This is a genomic window from Paenibacillus sp. FSL H3-0329 (assembly GCF_037963285.1).
Classification (GTDB): Bacteria; Bacillota; Bacilli; order Paenibacillales; family Paenibacillaceae; genus Paenibacillus_AQ; species Paenibacillus_AQ odorifer.
Map to the genome: position 1 here is coordinate 5,299,802 of NZ_CP150150.1, position 22,870 is coordinate 5,322,671.

Consider the following 22,870-nt stretch of genomic DNA (forward strand, 5'->3'; position numbering starts at 1 on the left):
AACGGTATAGAATTAATACTCCTCATCATCGAACAACTATATACTGAGTCATCAGTAATATTCCCCAACATTATATACAAAACTGTTATCAATAGTCAATGATTATCCCTTTATACGGGCTTTCGTTTGATTAAAAACGCCATAAAGTGTTGAATTACGACTTTTGCAGCTGCAAAGAACGGTACAGCAAGGATAAGTCCAATCATCCCTGCCAGTTCACCACCTACCAGCAATGCGAAGATAATAAGCAGCGGATGCAAATGTAGCGTCCTGCCTACGACCTGTGGAGAAATAATATTGCTCTCCACAATTTGGCATAAAGTGTTTACCACAGCAACCAGTAGAACTAATCGAAAAGAGACGGTCGAAGCCATCACAATGGCAGGTGCAGCCCCTAGAAAAGGACCCATATACGGAACAATATTAAATACTGCCACCACACTGGCGAACAGTAAGGCATAAGGCATTCCGACGATGGCATAGCCGATATAGGCAAGCACACCTATAATGATGCAGACCAGAAATTGTCCGCGAATGTAATTGCCGAGCGCAGCATCGATATCTTTTAACAAAGTAACAATAGACTTGCGGCGTGCGCGGGGCAGACAAGAGACCACCGTCCGTTCAAATACGTCAAAATCCTTCAAAATATAGAACACCAGAAACGGCACGATAAAAGCATTGAACAGCAAGTTAATCGTTGTCCCTATATTATCGAGAAAATGCGAAATCCCTTCGGCCAGACGATTCTCCAGTTGAAAAAACCAGTTGTTCATCCCCATTTCAACCCCAGGCGGTATTAGCCTTGTATTCATATGGCTCATCAGCCCCTGGGCTTGCAGTGTGATCTCAGGCAGATGTTCATTTAATTCTTCAAGCTGCTCAATAAACATCGGGATAAGGTTGATGGCGATCACGGTAATCGCCGTTAGAAACACTGCATATATAAGTAGAACAGCTACGCTACGCGGCATCTTCCGTCCGGCCAGCATACTAACCACGGGATTCAGCACATAGGAAATAATCATAGCTGCCAGAAATGGAGCGAGGATTGCCTTTAAAAATACAAAAATCCCCTGCAGCATCGGACGAAGCAACCAAACAAAATACAAAATGATCAGGGATAGCAGCACTCCGATCATCCAGCGGAACCATTTACTTTGGGACCATTGTTCCATGAGAGTACCCTCCTGCGGTAGAGCCTGGACTAGCTTCGTAAATAAGTATATGTATGGCCGCAGCAAAATAACCATCAAACACACAAAAAAGCGTCAATAACCTTGCAACTGATTTCAGCTGAAAGGAAATTGACGCTTAAGTACATAGAGCAGTCTTGCTTACAAAGCAAGATTCATAGTTAAGACGACGCATGAATTTGCGGGAAATCCTGAGTCATATCATCCCCGGAGAACAGGTCGTCCAGCGAGCTTAGTGTGCCGTCTTCTTCAACTTGATAAACCGACATTTTTTCGCCATTTACCGTCAATTCGATGAAACAGCCCCAGCAATAAAACTGGTGGGAACCGATCTTTCCGATATCTTTGGAGTTGCAGTTTGGACACTTCATATAATACATTCCACCTATCCGTTAACAATATTAATGGCTTTTTGTAGCCGTTCTTCGCTCATCGCAGGAACCATTAATGCATTCTCACCAATGGACATCTCGTCAGAACAAGGCAGCCATTTGCGGCCTTCGATCAAATCAGTGACAAGCCCGTCACTAATTTCCAGCGCTCCTATTGTGTTTCCCAACTTTTGGTCAAAATAAACATCAGATATTCGTCCGAGTATAGTTCCAGTTGTAGTTAGCACTTTCAAATCCTTAAGTTTGTTCTTTCCAAGTAGAAAAGTACAAGGTATATGATCGGCATCTATCTTATCAATCGACTCTTTATTACGAATCATGACAGCATCCTCGCCGTAGGCCACAATATCTTCCCATGCCACAAATTTCACATGGCCACCAAAAAAAGATTTGCTTTCCAGTTCAATACCCGTAATATTCCAGTTTGAATCGAGCAAAATATCGACAATTTTGCCGATTGCGTTACCCTCTTCAACTTCATATACAGCCAAGCCGATCAGATCTTGAAGTTTCATGGCTGCTCGGTCTCCTCACTTTGAGTGTAATTACGAGTTCTCAAAAAGTGAAAGCCCGAATGATCAGGATACCTACCATAGCCTAGAAGTAACTAGTCTCTGATACGAAGCCGATTCAGAATGGTTTCAACTTTTCGAGCAACGTACTCAATTTCTTCAGTAGTATTACCCAAACCCATGCTAAATCGAATCGCTGACCCTAAAATATTTTCTGGAAGCTCCATTGCTCTCAGAACATGGGATATTTCCAGTGATCCTGACGTGCAGGCTGAACCGCTTGCTGCCGCAATCCCGTCCATATCCAGGTTCATCAGCATAACATCTGTTCTAGCTCCCGGGAAGCTCAAATTCAGTATACTAGGCAAAAAATGCTCGGTATTGCCGTTAATTGAATAACTTTCCCGTCCAATCAGCGCATCCAGCTCTTCAAGTAGTCTATTGCGCAGGAGCTGCACTTTTTGTCGACGTTCTGATAGACCTGTAACTGCTATTTCAACAGCCTTGGCAAATCCAGCAGTACCTGCTAAATTTTCTGTTCCGGCTCGTCTGCCGCGCTCCTGAAGGCCACCGTGGAGTCTTGGATGCAGCGGTGCTCCACTCCGCACATAAAGGCCACCGATCCCCCCAGGTCCATTGATTTTGTGAGCTGTAAAGCTCATGTAATCTACCGGAAGCTCCCGCAGTGTGATCGGTAAGGCACCAAGAGCTTGTACAGCATCAACATGGAACAGAATACCCCGCTCTCTGGCAAATTGGCCAATTTCCTGAATCGGCTGAACGGTTCCTACCTCATTGTTGGCATACATTACACTGATTAGCACTGTGTCTTCCTGCACCGCTGCTTCTACATCTGCAACGGATACTCGGCCTGTAGAATCCACAGGAAGATAAGTAATCTTAAAGCCTTCCTTCTCCAGCTCTTCGCAGGTATGTAGCACTGCATGATGCTCTATCGCAGAGGTGATAATATGATTGCCTTTCTGGGCAACAGCAGCGACAGCTCCATAGAGTGCTAGATTGTCACTTTCGGTTCCGCCGCCAGTGAACACCCACTCTTCCGGCGAGCAGCCTAAAAAGGCGGCGATAGTATCGCGCGCCCCATTTAATATTTTCTTGGCTGAACGTCCGAACTGATGTACACTGGACGCATTTCCATATTGTTCTGTCATTATATTCAGCATGACCTTGGCCACCTCCGGATGAACCGGGGTTGATGCGGCGTGGTCCAAATAGATGGTTTTCATCATTCATTTCTCCACTTCTAGGGTATAGGAAAACAGTTCGTTTTTAAGAACTATTAAATTATACCGCGCGAGAAGTTAGTTTTCCACAAACTAAAGAACACAATATTGTAATCAATTCCCTGCACAGGCTAAGGTAATGACAGCCAATTCTCTTCAGAGGTAACTTCTATGCCGTTTTTTCTAAGTAAAGCTGCAGTCACGCCGTTCCCAGCGATCTTCTTCCCTTTGAACTCTCCGTTATAAATCATGGTGCTGCCGCAAGAAGGACTGTTTTCCTTGAGGACTACCATCGTAGCTGAAACTTCTTGAGCTTTCTCAAGCGTAATATAAGCCCCTTTTAAATATAGTTCTGTTACATCTATGCCCGATCGGTCCACTACTTTAGCCGTTCCTGCAAGCACAGCCTCACCATCCCCGCCGACAATTTCAGCTGGCTCTCTAGGCGTAGAGAATCCCCCTAATAATTCCGGACACACAGCAATAGCTTGATTCTCATTCAAAAGCTTCTGAATTTTCTCATCCAAACAATCCGTGCCATTATATCTTACCTTCATACCAGCTAAACAAGAGCTTACCAAAATCACCTATATGCACCGCTTTCTTCATTCATTATGCTTCGTTTATAATAAGATACAACCCTTAACAGCCGTTCAAGCTAAGAAATATTTCGAGCATAACATGCTGATTACAAGCTGTAAACAAATCCAGCCTCAAAAACGACCGAATGGGAAGTGTATAAAATGTGCGGACGATATACGATAACCGTCACCATGGAAGAGCTGATGGTCAGATATTTTGCGAATGATTCAACCATTATCCACTATGCTCCAACATATAACGCAGCACCCATGCAGCAAATTCCGGCAGTCATTAACACAGGATCCAGCAATAAACTTGGGGAACTGCGCTGGGGTCTGGTTCCTTCATGGGCCAAAGATGACAAAATCGGCAGTAAAATGATCAATGCCCGGGCAGAGTCACTCCTTGAGAAGCCTTCTTTCAAGCGATTAGTAAGCTCCCGCCGCTGCATCATTCCATCTGATGGCTTCTATGAATGGAAGGTTCAGGGCAATAGCAAACAACCCATGCGAATCGTGATGCGCGATGGGGGTATTTTTTCAATGGCCGGATTGTATGATATTTGGATGGACCCTGAAGGTAATAAATTAAGTACCTGCACGATTATAACGACTACCCCAAATGAACTTATGGCTGAAATCCATAACCGTATGCCAGTTATTTTGAAGCCTGAGGATGAGCCAGAATGGCTGAGCCGGGACAATCAGGACGCAACTTCGTTAATAAAGCTTCTTAAACCCTATGATCAGCATCAAATGAGAGCCTACCCGGTTTCTACTGCAGTGGGAAATGTTCGGAATAATACGAAGGAATTAATCAATGAGATATAGAAAACAATATTATTCAAATGGTAGGAATGATTATCACCCTTTTATTGACACTAATTCTGACCTCGTTGTTTATCCATGAAAAAACATTTTAACCCTGCGGATTAACCGCAGAGTTAAGACCAGCGCCGCTCAATATGAATTCTGCGTCCCATCAATTGATGATACATCTGTAGAAATCTGTCTGCATACAGCTCAGAGGATAGGTTAGTCCGGATATGCCATTCTCCATTCATCCTGATTCTGGCCCGTAGTTCTGGATCATTCATTAAGGATAGAGCAGCAACCACAGCTTCATCCAGCTGCCCTCTAGTGTATATTTTTCCAGTGTGATTGTTAATGACGAGTCTACGAACGCCGTCTGAATCTGTAGTAAGTACAGGACAACGGCACAACATCGCCTCAGCAACCGCGTATCCAAACCCTTCCAAAATAGAGGTAGAAAGGAGCAAACCTCCCGAATCACCAATAATACTCATATAATCTGCCATTTGCTCATGAGGAATATTGGAATACGAAATCAACCGTGAAGAAATCCCCGTCTCAGCTACAAATTGATCAAAGCTTTCTTTTTGCTCTGGATCAAACAAAGTATCATCCTGAAAAATCCATAAATAAAGTTCGGGATGGATCGCCAGCAGCCTTTGCCCGATTTGCAGAAATTCCCGCCAATTCTTATTCGTTTGAATGCGTCCTACCCAGCCGAGGATAGGGAAACTTTTCGCGGGATAATTGGTATATCCAAACTGATCGCAATCGATCGGATCATCAAAACAATATTGTGGAATGGTTGGAAATCCGCCTTTGAAAAGCGCCTGCAAATGGGTTGTTTCTGGATACAGCAGTGCATCGGTGAGCCTGTAAATGCGCTCTGTAAAATTATTAACGACCTGCTCAGCTTCATCTAAGGTGCCTAAACCCTGCACTTCAAAAACAAGCGGCCCTTTATACCCGAACCCTCGAATCCGCTCTGCTAAGTTAATATCCGTACACACTACAATTAAGTCAAAAGCTTCACGAGCAAGCATTGCCCTGATCTCGTCATCGCTATTGGTAATATGCGTTTGAATGTTACGGATATTCTGCTGTCCTTTTCCATGGTGTGTATACAGTAAATGGCACTCTACACCGCGAGCATGTAACGCTTGGCAGCGAACTCGGTTCAGGGTTTGCATACCTCCACTCGGGTTATAAAAAGTGAACAAAATCTTCATTATGATCACTCATTCGCAAATTATTTTTAGGTAAAAGAGGTCTTCAACAAATCATACAGATCTGCGCTGCGAAACAGCTCATTATAATAGTGGCCTTTGGTCGATGGGACATGTCTGTGTCGAAATCCAATCAGGCTATGATCATCCGTATAGTAATTGGAAGTCGTATCCCCGCCCGTAGTTACCAAAGCTTCCAGCATGTACTCAATATCGAGCGCTCCTATAAAAACTTTTGGACCTAAAACTATCGTGAATGGAGTGGATAGTTGTTCTATAGCACTGCAAATCGCGTGTGACTCCACAGCTCCAGGCAGCCAGGCGAACGCTGTCGCAGGATGAGGTATGGTTTCCAATAGAGCCGATGGCTGACGCGTAGTTGATAAATCCAACACCCGGCATTCATAATTGCTATACGTTTGTTCGTACAGATTCTCTATCCGCGTTATTTCATCCGCACAAGCATTCACTACAGGATATAGAACGGTAATCATCGCCGGAATTCCTCTGCGAAACCGTGCCTGATGGCGGGTCAAATGATAGGCATATCTCCATCTACGATGATTTTCAACCGAATGTAATTGGGCAGATACACTAAAGGTAGAATCCACACGATAATTCACCAGTTCCACCGGTATAAAGCGAATTTCACAATGTTCAGCCAGTCTCAGCCAGTAATCATAATCCTCCACCGGTTCCATTCCATAAGCTCCAACAAGCTTCGCAATCTGTGCTTTGTACATAAAAGAAACGCCAATAAGCGAGTAATCCAGCAATCTCTCTTTAGGCTGTGACTGATAATTACGCTGAGTAGCTAATTGATGTTCGTTATGAAGAAACCTTCCCTCGTTATCGATGCTTTGAAAAGAACTGTACACGATGCCTAACTCCTGTGGACCTCTAACTAGCGCCCCCCGAAGGATTTCGAGGAAACGGGGTTCATAAACATTGTCGCTGGAAACCCAACTTAGATATTGAATACTAGGCTCACTATACAAAAGATCAAAGCCGGTATTCAGTGCATGTGCTATACCCCTGTTCTGTACGTAAGAGATAACCGTTACCCTTGGATCTTCGACAATAATGGATCTCACGAGCGGTTCCATTTCAGGTGCACCATCGATCACAACAACCAGCCGAAAATTGGTAAAAGATTGGTGTAGAACAGACTGCAGAGCTTGCCGTAAGAACTCCGGCTTTTGGGTATACACAGGCATAACTACTCCTACATCCGCCATGATTTTTTACCTCTCTCTACATTGGAGTATAAAATCAGTATATTTTGATTCCTCCCATCTGACTGTGTGAATGCCCTTAAAATACTTTATTACGCCTAAAAAAGCAGCAATCGCCCTATTTCTTTCAGCTACTGCTGCTTAATGGTCTAAATATTACTATTATACAGGTATAGAAAGAGCGGTAATCTCCGTCATTTCAGATTGAAGCACCCGCTGATCGGTAACTAGATTTCCGAACTCATCCAGCCCATAAACAGAGGTGACTACTTCTGCCAAAGGATAAGGACTACTAATTTGCACCTCGTAAGCCAGATTCCCCCCAATGAAAAACTCTCTAATATCAGAACTCTTTGCAGGAACGAAATAACCTGTGACATAAAGCGGGGTAAGAGCTGGCAAGGAATATGGAACACCGAAGACTTCGACAATCATCATTGCACTCGCATTACTTGTGTTACGAACACTGACCACTACATTACTCGCTGCAGTACCAGTTGCTCTCGTATTCGTAATAAGACCTGTTGTATAAGGCATTTTCTCACTCCTCCTCTTGGTTTCTATCAACTTATTCAACAGCTAGCTTATAGTTGTGAGGCAAGAGGAGGGGTTAACACGTGGAATAATAGCCAAATAGACAGGTATACAGTTCCTTTCCCGCTTTTTTCATAACATAGATTAAAGATGAAAAAGGAGAGGTGACAATGACCAATTTCAATTTTCAGGTCACTACAGGTTTGCCACCAAAGTTTGAACCCTATGTTGCTGTGAATCTGCTTATTCCCGGGATCATGATTGCTGTAGCTGTAGACACTACAACCGGAGTTCCATTAATAGGGATGTATCGCTCGTTAGATGGCGGTGCCAACTGGTCACAAGCTTTACTGCCTCTGCCTCCAGGATTTACAGGGGCCGAAGCACCTGCTGTTGCGTACTCCTTTCCGAATACATTTGCCATTTCTGCACATGCTTTTCCAGGCGCTTCAGACGGAACAACTATATTCTATATTTCCACCAACAATGGTACTAATTTCAGCAGCCCTGTAATTGTAAGTAGCGGGTATGGAACCTACATTAATAATGACGAAACAAATATCACAATCGATGTAGGACAATCTAGCCCATATTTAGGAAATATCTATGTTTCTTACAATCATCAGTTCAATGTAGCTAACGGAGGTAACTCGACAGCTTTTCTTAGTCGATCTCGTGATAATGGAGCCACATGGGACACTCCCATCCTGCTTTCCAGTGAAGCTAATCAGGTAGAACGTCCCGATGTGGCTGTGGATTTGATAGGCAGCGTGTATGGAGCATGGATTACGACAAATCCGGAATTCCGATTTGTGATCAGAACTTCTTTGGATGGTGGAACAACGTTTGGCGCCCCTGTTCTTGTGTCCACGATCGTACCTGTGCCCATAGTCCTGCCCGTTCCCGGCTATGCTTTTCGGGTCTTAACATTTGCGAATATTTCAACCGATCGATCAGTCGGACCCTTTACCAACCGTGTGTATACCATCTGGCAGGATTTCCGCCAAGGGTACTCTGATGTATTCATGTCCATTTCAAACGACAGGGGCATGACTTGGAGCACTCCCGTTAGTATTACCGGTGCACCCGCGGGATCTCAGAACTTTTTTCCTGCGATCGATGTCGACCCTTTGACGGGCGTAGTAAATGTGATCTATTACAGCAATCAGGTTAACGGATTTTTGCTAGATGTATATGTTGCGCGATCCATTAACGGTGGACAGACATTTACCAACACTAGAATAACTAACGTTTCCTTCGATCCGAATGCTGGAGGTACAGGACCTGTAACCTTAATAGGGGATTATATTGATATCACTTCCGTTCCGCCTGGAGGATATATCGGCGTATGGACAGATACTAGTCCGGGAACACAGACTATTTTTGCGGGATATTCCGATGTAGTTATTACTTGATTGGGGCTGGCTGCCCACATCATAAAAAGTCTATTGCCGGGGATTAGGCGATAGGCTTTTTAGTGCAGGTAATGAAAAAGAAAATATTTTCATGAACTTGAACGCTGTTACGCTGAGCTTTCGCATCCGCATCATCGCCGATTCCCACTCTGGCAAGATCCATAGCATACTGGGCTTTGATATTACATATGTTCGATTTTTCAGTTAAAAAACCTTCTCTAATAAAGATCCAAAAGCATAACCAAATTCATATGTATTTCTTACCAGACTCTCCATTCCCTGAACTAATAACGTGACGCCCTTAAGCATTAGAGTAAAAATAAATATCACACCAAACATTCGAAATACTCCCATTCCTTTCTCGTGCCTCCAACGATAATTCTTGCCCATTTTAAAACACCTCATTTTGAGTATTATTATGTTAACTACGTCTCATTACGGGCTCCTATGTATTTCACATCATCCGTATAAAATCTTCTTACTAGAATACTAGATTTGGAACATTATGTATACCAATGCAGAGGTCATCGGGTGATTTCTGCCTTCTCATAAGTAAATAAGCACAAATGTTCGCATATAAAGAATAATAGTGTTAAAATAAAGTTATACTATTCCTAAACTAAAGCCTAAGGAGTCTTGCCAAATGAGTCAAAGAGTTGCCTACAATGAAGTTGCACCTGAGGGTATGAAAATCATGATGGATATGGAGATGTACACCAAAAAATCTACGATTAATCGGACTACAAGAGAACTTATCAAAATCAGAGTTTCTCAAATTAACGGATGTGCTTTCTGCATAGATATGCATACATCCGAAGCTCGTAAAATGGGTGAAATCGAACAACGAATTTATTGTTTAAATGTTTGGGAGGAATGTACTTTTTATACACCTGAAGAGAAGGTTGCTCTCGAACTATCTGAGCATATTACGCTAATCCCTTCCAAAAGAGTTCCTGATGAGCTATATAAACGAGTACGTGAACAATACGATGAGAAACAATATATTGATCTTGTACTGGTCATTAATCAAATCAACAGTTGGAACAGAATTTCTATTGCAATGGGAAATACACCCGCAGAACAATAATTACCCTCAAAGAACACCTTAGGGTGTTTTTTTTATTCTCCGCTCCGCACGTTCCACGGCTCCGTTGATATATAGATCATCACATTAACATGCCCTGCCAGTATTATCACTAGCAAGGCATTTTTTCATGCGATCGCGTTGGGTTAGTTCAATAACAATTGCTGATTTTAGTACTCTCTTTTATTTCCCTTCTTTACGTATTCCCACTCAACCTCAACATTTTTCCTAACCCTTTGCAAGAGTTGAAACAATACTTCCGTTTCTTTTTCAGATAATCCTGCTAACGCAACCAAATCGGTATGTTCCCCTTCTCTCTTCAGAAAAGAATAGGCTTGTTTACCTTTTTCAGTTGTGAATAACCTTTTTATTTTTTTGTTCGTTTCATCGTCTTTCTTTTCAATAAAACCTTGGATTTCAAGTTTCTGAATCGCACGCGCTGCTGTTGTTCGGTCCACCTTTATCATTTCCGACAGCTTTTCTTGAATAATACCTGGATTCTCATATATCCGGACCAGATATAAATACTGCCCCTTTGTAAGCTCTAATTCCTTGAACTCTATATTACTTATGGAATCTAATGCCCTCGCTATCATTCCAACTTCACGAAGTATCTCCTTCATTCAATCACCTACCAGTTCCAATAATGTTGTATTTACAACAATATTGATTATATATATACTTATAATTGTCGTTAATTCATTATGACGTTTTTCCTAAAAAAAACAAATACAGAATGGAGTAAGCAAGAATGAATCTTAAAAGAATTACACTAATCGAGGAACTTGAAGCTGCATTTTCAATAAGAAAAAAAGTATTTGTTGAGGAACAAGGCGTACCCCTTAATGATGAATTTGATGAATTCGATACGCTGAATGGAGAATGTGAGCATGTTCTCGCCTATTATGATGGGCAACCAGTTGCCACAGGAAGGATCCGCTTTCTTGATGGATTAGGTAAGTTAGAGCGTATTTGCATCCTAGAACCTTATCGTAAATTTGGAATTGGGAAAAAAATTTTTTCTGCATTAGAAGAGATCGTGGTTGAAAAGGGGCATCAAAAGGTTAAATTGCACGGGCAAACTCAGGCAGAGGGGTTCTATAAGAAACTTGGTTATCGGGCTTCATCTACTGAATTTATGGAGGATGGCATCCCTCATCTTTTAATGATTAAAGATCTTTCTGCTTCAATAGAATGAAGAAGTTTAGTGTAACTACGTTTTCCATTTTCACTTGCGGAATTTTCATCTTAACCCTAGGCGTTTCACTAACAATAATCTCCGATCTTGGAGCGTCACCTTTTGATGCACTTTTAGTCGGTCTATCCCAAAATGTCGGTCTTACAGTAGGCAGTTGGGAAGTGCTGATCGCATGCCTATTGATTGGATGTAATTCATGTTTATCCAAGCAAAGACCAGAATTATTAGGGTTGGTAACTGCATTTATAGCAGGCATTGGTATCGATATGTGGCTTTTTTTGTTAAACAATCTGATCGAGCCTAATCTGTGGATCAGTAAAATCGCCTTTTATGGTTTAGGCTTAATCGCAATTGGATTAGGTACATCCATTTATTTGTACGCAAATTTCGCACCGATTCCAGTGGACCGACTAACATTAGTACTGCAAACGATAACTAGGCTTAGTATACTATTTACTAAAACAATCATTTATCTGGTTTTCTTATTTGCCGCCATTATTTTCAATGGGCCTATTGGGATTGGCACTCTACTTACCATTTGTTTAGGCGGCTTAATTCTTAATTACTTTATGCCACTTATACAGAAAGCCTTGGACCGATTGCTACAACATACAACAGCGGACTCCGCTAAAGAAATATGATATATAGAGCAAACCATAATCTTATCATTGGGAGTGAATAATATGGAGTTTAGAATCGATAACTTAACCGGAACCGAAATCATAGCATTGATCAGTGAACATCTGCAGAGCATGTTTGAGCAATCCCCGCCAGAGAGTGTACATGCGTTGAATTTAGATAAATTAAAAACACCTGAAATTACCTTCTGGAGCGCCTGGGAGCAGGGCGAACTCTTAGGTTGCGGTGCTCTTAAAGACCTGGGTAGCCATCATGGTGAAATCAAATCCATGCGTACTTCTACCAAGCATCTTAGGAAGGGCATTGCATCTAAAATGCTTGCCCATATCATTAAGGAAGCTAAGCAACAAGGCTATCGGCGGCTGAGCTTAGAAACCGGATCCACTGAAGGGTTCGAAGCAGCTAGAAAATTATATGAACAATATGGATTTGAATACTGCAGTCCGTTTGCAGATTACATTGAAGACCCCTATAGTGTTTTTATGACGAAAGAATTATAAGCACTATGGAGATGCTAATTTGACTACTAATCAATGGATACCGATTCTCGCAGCGTTCATCGGAGCCTCTTGCTGCTGGATCGCGCTCTTTAATAAGCGTAAGAACAAATAGAATCGCAGATAAAAAAAGACTCCCAAATGGGAGCCTAAACGTTGACACATTTTTTTTTGGAATATCTTTCATTCGAGGACTAAATATAAAACATGTAATTGTCAGCCAAACTCTCTTCTTTGTAGTTAATCAAATCATAAAGTGTTGTGGAATCCAGCACATCGGCAATGCTGTCACGAATACGCAACCATAAATCCCGTTTCGCTGCATCGTCCTCTTCCGTGAAGTCTACAGGAGAGATAGGGCCCTCCAGCACACGGATGATATCACCGGCAGTGATAGCGTTCGCCTCACGCGACAAAATGTATCCGCCATATGCTCCACGAATACTTTTTACAAGCCCTGCATTGCGCAGAGGAGCAATTAGTTGCTCCAGATAATGCTCGGAAAGACCATTTTTCTCAGCGATACTCTTAAGTGAAGTTGGTCCTTCACCAAATTTCAGTGCAAGCTCCATCATAATTGTTAGTCCGTAACGACCTTTGGTTGATATTTTCAAAGGGGCACCTCTTTCAGTTTAATGTCTGATTATTGTATACTATTGATTCGGCAAGTCATTTTGATTGTCATATCAAGGTATTCCGATAATTACTCTCAGTTTATGTTATCATATCCGAAGTCACAAATGAAATGGTAAACGAAACATTTTACGAGAATGTTCACCCCAGGTGGACATTTTGTTGTTTCCAGTCTCTTATTTCAGAGGTTTAGAGTAGACAGGTATGTTATAATACATTTTGAGCCGGGTGTTCCATGAATGACCGGTATTTTGGGTACAGAAATGGTGATTACGATGACAAAAGCAAAACAAGACACCCGTGTCGTCGTCGGCATGTCCGGAGGGGTCGATTCCTCCGTCACGGCGCTTCTGCTCAAGCAGCAGGGCTATGACGTCATCGGCATCTTCATGAAGAACTGGGACGATACCGACGAATTCGGAGTATGTACGGCCGAAAGCGATGCAGAGGATGTTCGCCGCGTATGCGAGCAGATTGATATTCCTTACTATACCGTTAATTTCGAGAAGGAATACTTTGATAAGGTATTTTCTTATTTTCTCGATGAATATAAGGCCGGCCGGACGCCAAATCCTGACGTCATGTGCAACCGCGAGATTAAGTTTGGAGAATTTTTGAACAAAGCTCTTCAGCTTGGTGCCGATTATGTCGCAACTGGACATTACGCACGTGTTATAGAAGAAGATGGTGTGTACAAGCTGCTCCGCGGCGTAGACAACAATAAGGATCAAACCTATTTCCTGAATGCACTGGGGCAACATCAACTCTCTAAAACAATGTTCCCTATTGGACATCTGCCGAAACCTGAAGTGCGGAGAATTGCTGAAGAAGCAGGACTTTACACTGCCAAGAAAAAAGATAGCACAGGCGTCTGCTTTATCGGCGAGCGCAACTTCCGCGAATTCCTCAGTCAATATCTCCCGGCACAAGCTGGCGATATGGTTGACATAGTAACTGGAGAGATCAAAGGCCGCCACGACGGACTTATGTATTACACGTTAGGCCAACGCCAAGGCCTTGGTATTGGTGGCTCTGGCAACGGCGAACCGTGGTTTGTAGCTGAGAAAGACCTTAGCCGCAACATTCTTTATGTAGTACAAGGAGACAAGCACCATAGCCTGTACTCTACTAGCCTGATTGCTTCCGGTGTTAACTGGATTGACGGTCAAGAGCTTGGGCAAGAGCCGCTGAAATGCACCGCCAAGTTCCGGTATCGCCAGCCAGATCAAGGCGTGACCCTTACAGCGCGTGAAGATGGAACAATAAATGTAGCCTTTGATGTTCCACAAAAAGCTATCACACCTGGTCAAGCCGTTGTCTTCTATCTCGGCGAGCAATGTCTCGGCGGCGGAACGATAGAATACGCGCAGAAGGTTGTTCCTTCAGCACAAGTGTGAATGTAAGCCAAGCTTCTATAAAAGCCTATCTACAAGTAATCGTAGTAACTCACAATATCTAACTAACATACCAAAAGCACGAAATAGTTGTATTTAATACAGCTATTTCGTGCTTTTTTATTTCTTTTTGGGTTTTAGTTGTATATTGTACAGTTAAACTGAGCTTATACCTCAATAAATACCCATATACTGATAAATAGTTGTATGAAGTGCAACTAAATTACGTTGGCGCGGCTAGGGTGTATTTTAGTTGTAGGAAATACAATTAAAATGGATATGAAGCCACATTTAGTCGCAGTCGCTAACTAGCCAATTACTAAAAAAAGCCCCAGCCAAATGGCTAGGGCTTCCCTTATTTAGACTTTAAGGCTCAAGTCCCCATGCTAGATCACCATTCAAATACAACAGCACATGATTCCATTCCGTGTACGATGTTTTGGCAGGATCATAAGAGTAGTCTCCAACCTCGTTGTAATTGCTCCAATCCGTTTTGTTGACCCGGATCTGGATATCACCCGTGTTGGCTCCCGGTGCAAGACTGCCTGCACCTGCGCCGAAGGAGATTTCTAAATAATAATCCGCTCCAGTTTTGGCAGGGTCCACCTTCACGAATGTTCCCTGTATATTACTTCCACCGATGTTAGCATAGTCAACATTAAATTGTTGAGGTTTATCGCCATCAATCGTGTAATAATACCGCAGCTTTACATCGCTAAGCGCTACAGCCGTATCCCCATTGTTAACAATTTGCAGCTGCGGGCGGAACTGAATATCTCCCGGATTGGTATCACTTGTCCGGTATTTCACCAGCAAATCTCCTTGTACCGGAATCGGCACATCAATAGGCTTGGCGTGAACCTCAAGCGAATTTGGGCTCTCTCCAACCACGTTGGAAGCACTAACTACGTAGTAGTAATCCGTACCGTTAACCACTGAAGCGTCATTGTAAGTCGCCTGAGTGACAACAGCCACATCGCTGTAAGGGCCACCAGTTGTCGCAGCTCTTTTCACAGTGTAGCTAGTAGCTCCAGTTACGTTGTTCCAACTAAGATCTACAACTTTGTTACCAGCGACCACACTTGGTTTGGAAGGTGCTTTTGGAGCTACTGGCTCAGTAGGCACACTGCTGTTGATCAGTCGATCGTATTCAGCATAAGCAGTTGCCATATCTACTTGCGACCAGAAGCGATGGTAGGTAAATTCAGGGGCTCCATTGTCCCAAGTTTTAGTCACTTTATTAAAAGAAGTATTGTATTTGTCCAGCAAATATTGCCACTTGGAGTCATTCACGATATTTGGACGGATATCGGTATAGCTTGCGTATACCCCGTTTCCGCCTTTAGCTGGATCGGAAGGCACTGTAGATGAACCAGGGATCGTATTTCCTTGGCCGAATGTACCTGTCCAACCGCTTGGGAAATAGACTTCTTTAGTGAAATAGCGAGAATAATCTCCACGGCTTTCGGTAGTTGCAATACCAACTCCATCGTTATAACCCCATGCCGTGTCTAACAAAGATTTAGCCAGTACCTGAGCCTCTCCTCCCAGAGTACTGTAGCTGCCATGTTCAGCTTTGGTGCCAGCCGCATAGAAGGTAAGTGCCTTAATATAGCTGCCCAGTACACCTGTATCTTGGCTTGGACTCTTAGTTACGGCTTTCAGGTTACTGTTTGCTGCAGAACCACTGAAGCCATTCCACGTATTAGGTTGTCCTGTCCATTCCACATTACCTGGAATCCAGAACTCTCCTGGTGCAGAGACTGTTGCCACTTGTGGGTTGTCTCCTCCAAGAATTCGATTACCTTGACTGTTCAGGTAGTAACCTTCAGCATCCGTAACTGGACGTTTGTTGGCAAAGGCATAATCTTTAGACCAATCTACCCAATTTTCTATAACTTGTTTTGCCATTTGAAAGTTTTCAGATGTAGTGTCTCCGTTAGAAGCAAGGATATAGTACAGCTCTGCTACCCGCTCCACACTCCATGCCTGCATCCCGAACCAGTTATTGGATGGAGGATCGTGGTAGACTGGAGCTTCGTCATATGCCATGCCATAAAAAGTACTGGTTCCGGCTGGATAAGCCTTGTAGGCGCCTTGATAACTATTGGTCGCTCCTCCGGCAATTGCCCCTTCAGAGGACTGCAGCCAAGTATAGAATTCCAATTGACGTTTCAGAGAATTTTCCCAATCCTGTCCAGCTGTAGCTGATGACGGGATCAGACCACCATCCGAATCAGAAAGTGCGTAGGCAGCCACGACATTCTGATACCCTTGGTGGGCATGGCTCGCCCCGATTCTCCAAGCCCAGTTTCCTGTAGCTCCAATTCCACCGCCCCATGCGGTATACCAAGCCAGAAGATATTGATTGGAATCTTTGCCAGTCCCGGCATCAGGTGTGCCGTCAGTAGCTGCACTTCCTACTTTTTGGAAGTATTTATCATACATACCGTACCGCAGGAAATCGCCCATTTTCTTAGCTTTATTCAAATACACTGTATTGTTGTAGCCGAGCTCTTTAGCCCAGTACATTGCTTGTACTGCCCGTGCATCGGCATCTGTAGCATTCGTGTAACGCCATTGAGCGGAAGGCACGTTAGCTTCTTTTGTGAACAGGCTCATGAAGCCTTCGTTTGCTTTTCCGAACGTTTTGTCATCTTGAGACGGGTGAGGGACCGCCTCCCAAACGGACTCTTGTTCACCCCGTTGGAATGTATTCACATAAGCGGCTGTATGCGTAGGATTCAGCAAGTTGCCGAAGCCGTACCAGTTGTCCACGTCTACCAGCCAGTGCATCAAGTAGGTCTGGTTGTTGCCATACGTCGCCTTCAATTCAGCATCTAGCGGATCTTTACCTGCTGCATACTGGCCACCTAGCTGACTTGGATACTGATCCGGCTGAGCATGCTCCGCTGCATACGTAGCCGGGCTGTTCGGATTGTAATAACTCATGGTTGGCTGTTCTTCCTTGCCATCACCTTCGTTAATAGGGATGATATACTTCTCCATGTTGTCCCAAGCTGATTCCAGCTTAGTCCAGTCCCCTGTGTGATAACCATAGAGTACCTCAAGCCACATCCAATAACTGTAAGCTTCTGAGGTCGTCATATGTCCGTAATCAGGGGCTTCACTCATCAAGGTCTCTACCGCATGATAAGGTACTCCTTCAGCAGAGAAATAACCATTTGCGGGGTCTTTTAGCTGCGCATATAATTGCAGAAATCGCGTCTGCTCCGTAGTAGAAGCGTGAGCAGTCTGAGGTCTAAAATTAAATAGACCGGTCATGAGTGAGAGAAACAGGACTGCGGCCATCATTACAGAAACAGGCTTCTTTATTAAGCTCAATTTCATCATCTTAGGCAAGCTCCCTCTCTTGGATATATTTATGGTTCTAAGCCCCATACAAGTGTTTCACCTTGATAAAGTGTAACTTTATTCCAATCGGCAAATGTCTGCTGAACCGCGCTGTAGGAATAATCATCCGTTTCATTGTAAGCCGTCCAGTCCGTCTTATTGGTGCGAGCCTGAATCTCGCCGCTATCTCCACCAGGCGCTACGCTTCCAGCCCCTGCACCAAAAGAAATCTCCAGATAATAATCCGCGCCCGTACTGGCGGGATTCAGCTTAACAAAACTGCCGCTTAAATTACCACTGCCCACTACAGCATAATCACAATGAAACTGTTGTGGTTTATCCCCATCCACAGTGAAATAATAACGCAGCTTCAAGCCGCTAAGTGCCACAGACTCGGTTCCTGTATTCATAATTCGGAACTGAGGGCGCAGCTGTCCATCACTGGCATTCGTATCATTCGTACGATATTGCACCTTCAAATTCCCCGTTGTGGGCTGTGTTGGTTCTTGGGGTTTGGCACTAACCTGTATAGATGGCAAGCTCTCCCCTACACTATTCGTGGCAGTGATCACATAATAATAAGTGGTTCCGTTCACCCGTCCACTATCCATGTAATCCGTTCCCATGACATTCTCAAGCACCGTATACGGGCCTCCACTCACTTCACTGCGTTTAACGGTATATTCACTAACCCCGCTAATGGCATTCCAAGTCAAATGGACAGTCCCATTACCTGCTACTGCCTGAACATTAGTCGGACGTGCAGGGACTTGAGGTTCTCCAGGTTGTCCACCACCCGCTGGAAGTTCTCCATACATGTGCACACCTGCATCAAACACCGGAATGTTCGCTGTTTTTACAGGAGTTGCTCCTTGAGCTGCCACACCTTGGAATGAATAATCATTAGCATTATTCCAGAAGTTAGTGTTCAGCGGGGCTGCAATTCGGAATTGAATCTCCTTACGATGAGCAGATTGTCCACCCGGATAAATCAAAGTACCTGTAAAATCAACCTTAGTATAGTAGATATGGTTAGCTGCATCGTAAGGCTGAAGTGCAGACACCGTTCCACCCTGATTGTAGCCTCCCGCCGTAACCGTAATATCCTCAGGAGCATAACCAGCCGCTATCGCTTCACTAAGATCCACATAGTAGTTAAAAGACATCTCTTTACTGGCCCGTGCCGGCCAGCCCGTACGGTTATTCAGCAATGCTCGAATCTCTACGAAGTTGCTGCCACTAGCATTCACAGAGGCTTCGACAAACATCTCATCTTCACGTGTCTCTGCAGGTGGAAATTGTGCAAGCGGCTGTTGCCCTTGTCCATGCAGCAGCACCATTTTTGCAATAGCTCCTGTAAAAGCTGCATTGTAATCGGTTGCAACTTCATTCGAGACATAATCGTTAATGGAGTCGGTGTAGCTGTCTGTTTTGGACGGGCCTCCAACTAGCGCTCCGTACAAGACATGGCGATGATTTACCGGAACGGTCTGACTATCATTCCATGATCCATGTGAGGTTCGATGATGGGGATGCTGAGGAGAATTATTACCATAACCGATAACATAACTGCTGTTTCGTGGATTGTCGCCAAGCATATACGTAATTTGTCTCTCCGCGAAAGAACGCGCCGTATCTTTCTTCACCGGATCGCTCACCCAGTCCGAGTAAACGAAGGCTATAAAAGCCTGATTGGCTGCATAACGCAATGCGCCCCATTGATCCAGATGGGCTAGTCCGCCAGGTGTATAGGCAACACGGTCACTTGTTCCACCCACTCCAGTCGTCCAATACTGCATATTCCGTTCAGTGGATTGAATGAACTTGGTCTGCCCGGTGATTCGTGCCAACAGTAATTGAGCGCCATAATGCTTGTCGTCCCAAGACTGCGTCCACTGATAACCCCAGTTTCCAGCCTGATTCGTTCCCCATTGATCACTTGCTGCAATAGCCTTATTGAGATACTGCTGATCGTTAGTCGCCAAATACAACCAGACAGCCCCCCAGCTCAATTCATCCGCATAACCGCTCCAAGAATTATAATATTGTTTGGCATCGGTAATGCTATCGGAATAGGAGCCGCGGTAAGTGTCAGCAAAATTATAAAGCTGTTTAGCATGCAGCAGCAGCTTGTCCGCATATACGGCATCCGTATCCCTGAAAATAATGGATGCTGAAGCTAACGCTGCAGCTGTTTCTGCGGCAAGATCTGATCCGGGATGAGTGGCATCAATTTTGTAGGAAGGTCTCTGCATCTGCATGACTTCTGCGGGTCCCCACCAATTATGATCGGTTGTTCCGTTACCAACTTGTCCCCACAGCTCGTTAGGAGCAGTATGAGCTTTTACAAAATAATCGGTTGCCCAGCGAATATTGTCTAATATTTCCTCCAGCTGCCCAGACCCCTCATATCCTTGCTTGTACTCATAAACCGACCACGCCAGCATCGTCGTAGAATAAGCCATAGGCAGACCGAATTTAACGTGATCACCGGCATCATACCAACCACCAGTCAGATCATGTCCCACATCCGCCCCGTCCAAAAGACCGGAATCGCCCCGCCATTCCACCCGATTGTTATCTGGCAATTCACCAGACCGCTGGGTTTCGTAGAAATAAATAGATTTTTGAAGAACCTCCGCATAGTTATAGTCTCCGGCCGCCGCCTCTGCTATCGCCGGTTGAAATGCAGCATTTGAACAAAATGTAAGCGTAAACAACAAACTGATCACCAGTCCTTGTTTCCTATACCTCTTGATCATTTCTACTGCCCCTCTCTTCAGTGAATGCCACAAGAAAGATTACACCTCAGTCCCGTAACACCTCCCTCACTTGAATCAGGTACCCGTCATTGCGATCATCCACTCACCTCTCTCTAAGAGCTATATTTAAGCGAAAGTTTCGCTCTCACCCAAAATATACCATATATTTCATTAAAACACTATATTTTTACAGTAAATAATGCACAAAATATAGGAATTATTGTTAATTTAATGAAAAATAAAAAACAGCAGCTCAGGATCTCTCCTTGAACTGCTGTTCATTAATACCCTCTTACTGAGCTACCGCAGCTTTATCTGCAGAAACCGCAATGTCGTTATAATAGATTTCAACTCCATCACCAACAGCCCAATAATTCAGGACGCGGTTATTAACTGGCACTATTACAGCACGATAAAGTGTTGGGAATACTGGAATCTCATCAACCATAAATTGTTGCCACTCTTTATAGATTTCTTTACGTTTGTCTACATCAAATGCAGCCTCGGAGATCCCTTCGGCGAGCAAACGATCGTTCTCTGCACTCGAGTAACGCGGGAAGTTATAGATTGCATCTTTGCCATACAGACCTGATGGGTCAACGTCAATCCCTACACCCCAAGCGCCTTGGTACACATCAACAGTAGGATCATCCTCACCATTTTGACCTATGCGATCATAGAAGGTATTAAACTCTACCATTTCCAAAGTTACATTCAGACCAATCGCTTTCCAGGATTGTACATAATATTGAGCCAGCGGCTCAGCAATGTCTCCACCAGTCATCGAAATGAAATTAATCTTCAGCTCGCTGCCATCTGGATTCGTTCTAAATTCACCGTTTAGTTTGTAACCAGCGTCATCCAGGATCTTCTTAGCTGCTTCTGGATCATAAGCTACACCTGGATTGGAAGCATCATGGAATTCAGGATGGGAAGGTGGGATCAACGTAGTCGCATTCCAGCGAAGTCCATTATAAAACTTCTTACCGACAGTATCATTATCTACAGCAGCCCACATGGCTTTACGCAGATTTACATCCGCCATTTTAGCTTTAGGATCTGTTGCAACAACTTTTTTCTCTGCATCCCATTTACCAAGCTTAAAGCCTATATACGTATAAGCACGATCAACCGCACCCAGGAATTCAACGTTTGACATCTTTGCATTATCCGGGAATTGATCAATAGGGAAGGAATCCACCAAGTCAACTCCGCCAGATTTCAGTTCTTGTACAATCGTTGTTGGGTTGATAACCTTCAAAATTACTTTATCCAGTTTTGGGGCTCCGCGCCAGTAATCTTCATTCTTAACAAATACTACAGACTCACCAGGAACGATGCTCTCTACTTTAAAAGCTCCGAAGCCAATTGGCTTTTGGCGGACTTCAGGGGAAGAGGAGATTTTGGCAACATCCATGCCGCCAAAGATATGTTTGGCTAATGGATAAATCCATACGCTACCCGTTAACAAGGAAGGTGTAGATTGCTTATAAGTAATCTGCAGTTTCTTATCACCCAGCACTTTAATCCCGGATATGGTCTTGGCTTTACCGGAATGGTACTCATCCATGCCTTCAATATTAGTGAAGTCAGAACCATAACGAGGACCATCATAAGCAGGATTACCAATAACTTCATGGGCGAACAACCAGTCTTCAGCCGTTACTGGCTTACCATCCTGCCAGTTTACATTGTCGCGAATCGTAAAGGTAAAGGTCCGTCCATCTTCTGCAACTTCATAAGTAGCCGCACCATCATTAGTATATACATAGTCTTTATCCCAAGTTAACAAACCTTCATCAAACCAGTTCAGAACTTGAGCATCTGGATCTCCAGAATAGAAGTTCCAGTTCAAAGTACCTTCAAATGGACTATCGGAAACAAGTCCAAATGTAATTGTCCCTCCGTCAATAGCTTCACCTTGGTTAGTCTTAACGTTACTAAAATCTTTAATGTTATAAAGTCCGTCTTCTGCCTCAGGCGCGGCCGTTGCTTCTGCAGTTGCCGCAGGTGCGCTGGCGCTAGGAGCTGCTGTTGATTCAGCCGCTTCGTTGTTGTTCTTGGAGCCGCAAGCCGCAAGAGCGAACAACATTACAAACATTAATGAAACTAGTAAAGCTTTTGAACGAATGGCTTTTCTCATTTAATCATTTCCTCCCTT

The 22,870-nt window shown here is 43.8% G+C and carries 21 protein-coding genes; 7 read left to right on the top strand and 14 right to left on the bottom strand.

The genetic code is table 11. From position 1 onward, the window contains the following. Positions 1-110: 110 nt before the first annotated feature. From NSQ66_RS23455 to NSQ66_RS23475, 5 genes are all read right to left on the bottom strand, one after another. Complete coding sequence (locus NSQ66_RS23455; protein WP_036677553.1) at positions 111-1,178, bottom strand: AI-2E family transporter; 1,068 nt, start codon at positions 1,176-1,178, stop codon at positions 111-113. A gap of 179 nt (positions 1,179-1,357) precedes the next feature. Beyond that, complete coding sequence (locus tag NSQ66_RS23460; RefSeq protein ID WP_036677557.1) at positions 1,358-1,567, bottom strand: hypothetical protein; 210 nt, start codon at positions 1,565-1,567, stop codon at positions 1,358-1,360. 14 nt (positions 1,568-1,581) lie between these two features. Further along, on the bottom strand, positions 1,582-2,103 hold the full coding sequence (locus tag NSQ66_RS23465; RefSeq protein WP_038572961.1) for a PRC-barrel domain-containing protein: 522 nt from the start codon (positions 2,101-2,103) through the stop codon (positions 1,582-1,584). A gap of 92 nt (positions 2,104-2,195) precedes the next feature. Beyond that, positions 2,196-3,347: a cysteine desulfurase family protein gene (locus NSQ66_RS23470; RefSeq protein ID WP_076141549.1), complete on the bottom strand. Its 1,152-nt coding sequence runs from the start codon at positions 3,345-3,347 to the stop codon at positions 2,196-2,198. 128 nt (positions 3,348-3,475) lie between these two features. After that, entirely contained in the window at positions 3,476-3,931 is a 456-nt protein-coding gene (locus tag NSQ66_RS23475; RefSeq protein ID WP_036677566.1) for a DUF523 domain-containing protein, read from the bottom strand. Positions 3,932-4,087: 156 nt separating this feature from the next. On the opposite strand from NSQ66_RS23475, the gene NSQ66_RS23480 reads away from it, so the two are divergent. Further along, the gene (locus tag NSQ66_RS23480; RefSeq protein ID WP_036677569.1) at positions 4,088-4,756 is read left to right on the top strand and encodes an SOS response-associated peptidase; all 669 of its coding nucleotides are present in this window, start codon (positions 4,088-4,090) and stop codon (positions 4,754-4,756) included. Between the two features lie 113 nt (positions 4,757-4,869). On the opposite strand, the gene NSQ66_RS23485 is transcribed toward NSQ66_RS23480, so the two are convergent. The 3 genes from NSQ66_RS23485 to NSQ66_RS23495 form a co-directional block, all read right to left on the bottom strand. Next, positions 4,870-5,967: a glycosyltransferase family 4 protein gene (locus NSQ66_RS23485; protein WP_036677572.1), complete on the bottom strand. Its 1,098-nt coding sequence runs from the start codon at positions 5,965-5,967 to the stop codon at positions 4,870-4,872. Positions 5,968-5,993: 26 nt separating this feature from the next. Continuing rightward, the gene (locus tag NSQ66_RS23490) at positions 5,994-7,202 is read right to left on the bottom strand and encodes a glycosyltransferase (RefSeq protein WP_036677575.1); all 1,209 of its coding nucleotides are present in this window, start codon (positions 7,200-7,202) and stop codon (positions 5,994-5,996) included. 159 nt (positions 7,203-7,361) lie between these two features. Continuing rightward, the gene (locus NSQ66_RS23495) at positions 7,362-7,736 is read right to left on the bottom strand and encodes a hypothetical protein (protein ID WP_036677578.1); all 375 of its coding nucleotides are present in this window, start codon (positions 7,734-7,736) and stop codon (positions 7,362-7,364) included. A 167-nt stretch (positions 7,737-7,903) separates the two neighbouring features. Here NSQ66_RS23495 and NSQ66_RS23500 point away from each other — a divergent pair, with 167 nt between their 5' ends. Next, positions 7,904-9,148, top strand: a complete 1,245-nt coding sequence (locus tag NSQ66_RS23500) for a sialidase family protein (protein ID WP_051490984.1) — start codon at positions 7,904-7,906, stop codon at positions 9,146-9,148. 204 nt (positions 9,149-9,352) lie between these two features. On the opposite strand, the gene NSQ66_RS23505 is transcribed toward NSQ66_RS23500, so the two are convergent. Beyond that, entirely contained in the window at positions 9,353-9,502 is a 150-nt protein-coding gene (locus NSQ66_RS23505) for a hypothetical protein (protein ID WP_155288181.1), read from the bottom strand. A 289-nt stretch (positions 9,503-9,791) separates the two neighbouring features. Here NSQ66_RS23505 and NSQ66_RS23510 point away from each other — a divergent pair, with 289 nt between their 5' ends. Beyond that, the gene (locus tag NSQ66_RS23510; RefSeq protein WP_076141548.1) at positions 9,792-10,235 is read left to right on the top strand and encodes a carboxymuconolactone decarboxylase family protein; all 444 of its coding nucleotides are present in this window, start codon (positions 9,792-9,794) and stop codon (positions 10,233-10,235) included. Between the two features lie 167 nt (positions 10,236-10,402). Here NSQ66_RS23510 and NSQ66_RS23515 read toward each other — a convergent pair whose 3' ends face one another. After that, positions 10,403-10,855, bottom strand: a complete 453-nt coding sequence (locus NSQ66_RS23515; protein WP_036677586.1) for a MarR family transcriptional regulator — start codon at positions 10,853-10,855, stop codon at positions 10,403-10,405. A gap of 128 nt (positions 10,856-10,983) precedes the next feature. Here NSQ66_RS23515 and NSQ66_RS23520 point away from each other — a divergent pair, with 128 nt between their 5' ends. Genes NSQ66_RS23520 through NSQ66_RS23530 form a run of 3 tightly spaced genes read left to right on the top strand, consistent with a single transcriptional unit; the run spans position 10,984 to position 12,569 of the window. Continuing rightward, positions 10,984-11,430, top strand: a complete 447-nt coding sequence (locus tag NSQ66_RS23520) for a GNAT family N-acetyltransferase (RefSeq protein WP_076141547.1) — start codon at positions 10,984-10,986, stop codon at positions 11,428-11,430. Further along, positions 11,427-12,071 (top strand): YitT family protein, encoded by a 645-nt coding sequence (locus NSQ66_RS23525; protein ID WP_038572968.1) that lies wholly within the window; start codon positions 11,427-11,429, stop codon positions 12,069-12,071. Before NSQ66_RS23520 ends, NSQ66_RS23525 begins: the two co-directional genes overlap by 4 nt. A 42-nt stretch (positions 12,072-12,113) precedes the next feature. Beyond that, the gene (locus tag NSQ66_RS23530) at positions 12,114-12,569 is read left to right on the top strand and encodes a GNAT family N-acetyltransferase (protein WP_076141546.1); all 456 of its coding nucleotides are present in this window, start codon (positions 12,114-12,116) and stop codon (positions 12,567-12,569) included. Positions 12,570-12,760: 191 nt separating this feature from the next. Here NSQ66_RS23530 and NSQ66_RS23535 read toward each other — a convergent pair whose 3' ends face one another. Then, positions 12,761-13,180 carry an Rrf2 family transcriptional regulator gene (locus NSQ66_RS23535; RefSeq protein ID WP_036677599.1) on the bottom strand — a complete coding sequence of 140 codons (420 nt, stop codon included), beginning with the start codon at positions 13,178-13,180 and terminating at the stop codon, positions 12,761-12,763. Between the two features lie 294 nt (positions 13,181-13,474). On the opposite strand from NSQ66_RS23535, the gene mnmA reads away from it, so the two are divergent. Beyond that, positions 13,475-14,596 carry a tRNA 2-thiouridine(34) synthase MnmA gene (gene mnmA / locus NSQ66_RS23540; RefSeq protein ID WP_076141568.1) on the top strand — a complete coding sequence of 374 codons (1,122 nt, stop codon included), beginning with the start codon at positions 13,475-13,477 and terminating at the stop codon, positions 14,594-14,596. 363 nt (positions 14,597-14,959) lie between these two features. Here the strand turns inward: mnmA and NSQ66_RS23545 are convergent, their stop codons facing one another. The 3 genes from NSQ66_RS23545 to NSQ66_RS23555 form a co-directional block, all read right to left on the bottom strand. Next, positions 14,960-17,944 carry a glycoside hydrolase family 48 protein gene (locus tag NSQ66_RS23545; protein WP_081386958.1) on the bottom strand — a complete coding sequence of 995 codons (2,985 nt, stop codon included), beginning with the start codon at positions 17,942-17,944 and terminating at the stop codon, positions 14,960-14,962. 32 nt (positions 17,945-17,976) lie between these two features. Continuing rightward, positions 17,977-20,709, bottom strand: a complete 2,733-nt coding sequence (locus NSQ66_RS23550; protein ID WP_076141545.1) for a glycoside hydrolase family 9 protein — start codon at positions 20,707-20,709, stop codon at positions 17,977-17,979. Between the two features lie 292 nt (positions 20,710-21,001). Beyond that, entirely contained in the window at positions 21,002-22,852 is a 1,851-nt protein-coding gene (locus NSQ66_RS23555; RefSeq protein ID WP_036677608.1) for an oligopeptide ABC transporter substrate-binding protein, read from the bottom strand. Positions 22,853-22,870 lie beyond the last annotated feature (18 nt).

Bases quoted from the DNA above. Each gene is read 5' to 3' on its own strand.
- NSQ66_RS23510 (WP_076141548.1), top strand. From the start codon at position 9,792: ATGAGTCAAAGAGTTGCCTACAATGAAGTTGCACCTGAGGGTATGAAA.
- NSQ66_RS23465 (WP_038572961.1), bottom strand. From the start codon at position 2,103: ATGAAACTTCAAGATCTGATCGGCTTGGCTGTATATGAAGTTGAAGAG.
- mnmA (WP_076141568.1), top strand. From the start codon at position 13,475: ATGACAAAAGCAAAACAAGACACCCGTGTCGTCGTCGGCATGTCCGGA.
- NSQ66_RS23495 (WP_036677578.1), bottom strand. From the start codon at position 7,736: ATGCCTTATACAACAGGTCTTATTACGAATACGAGAGCAACTGGTACT.
- NSQ66_RS23455 (WP_036677553.1), bottom strand. From the start codon at position 1,178: ATGGAACAATGGTCCCAAAGTAAATGGTTCCGCTGGATGATCGGAGTG.
- NSQ66_RS23490 (WP_036677575.1), bottom strand. From the start codon at position 7,202: ATGGCGGATGTAGGAGTAGTTATGCCTGTGTATACCCAAAAGCCGGAG.
- NSQ66_RS23505 (WP_155288181.1), bottom strand. From the start codon at position 9,502: ATGGGAGTATTTCGAATGTTTGGTGTGATATTTATTTTTACTCTAATG.
- NSQ66_RS23515 (WP_036677586.1), bottom strand. From the start codon at position 10,855: ATGAAGGAGATACTTCGTGAAGTTGGAATGATAGCGAGGGCATTAGAT.
- NSQ66_RS23550 (WP_076141545.1), bottom strand. From the start codon at position 20,709: ATGATCAAGAGGTATAGGAAACAAGGACTGGTGATCAGTTTGTTGTTT.
- NSQ66_RS23545 (WP_081386958.1), bottom strand. From the start codon at position 17,944: ATGAAATTGAGCTTAATAAAGAAGCCTGTTTCTGTAATGATGGCCGCA.
- NSQ66_RS23555 (WP_036677608.1), bottom strand. From the start codon at position 22,852: ATGAGAAAAGCCATTCGTTCAAAAGCTTTACTAGTTTCATTAATGTTT.
- NSQ66_RS23460 (WP_036677557.1), bottom strand. From the start codon at position 1,567: ATGAAGTGTCCAAACTGCAACTCCAAAGATATCGGAAAGATCGGTTCC.
- NSQ66_RS23485 (WP_036677572.1), bottom strand. From the start codon at position 5,967: ATGAAGATTTTGTTCACTTTTTATAACCCGAGTGGAGGTATGCAAACC.
- NSQ66_RS23530 (WP_076141546.1), top strand. From the start codon at position 12,114: ATGGAGTTTAGAATCGATAACTTAACCGGAACCGAAATCATAGCATTG.
- NSQ66_RS23480 (WP_036677569.1), top strand. From the start codon at position 4,088: ATGTGCGGACGATATACGATAACCGTCACCATGGAAGAGCTGATGGTC.
- NSQ66_RS23520 (WP_076141547.1), top strand. From the start codon at position 10,984: ATGAATCTTAAAAGAATTACACTAATCGAGGAACTTGAAGCTGCATTT.
- NSQ66_RS23470 (WP_076141549.1), bottom strand. From the start codon at position 3,347: ATGAAAACCATCTATTTGGACCACGCCGCATCAACCCCGGTTCATCCG.
- NSQ66_RS23500 (WP_051490984.1), top strand. From the start codon at position 7,904: ATGACCAATTTCAATTTTCAGGTCACTACAGGTTTGCCACCAAAGTTT.
- NSQ66_RS23525 (WP_038572968.1), top strand. From the start codon at position 11,427: ATGAAGAAGTTTAGTGTAACTACGTTTTCCATTTTCACTTGCGGAATT.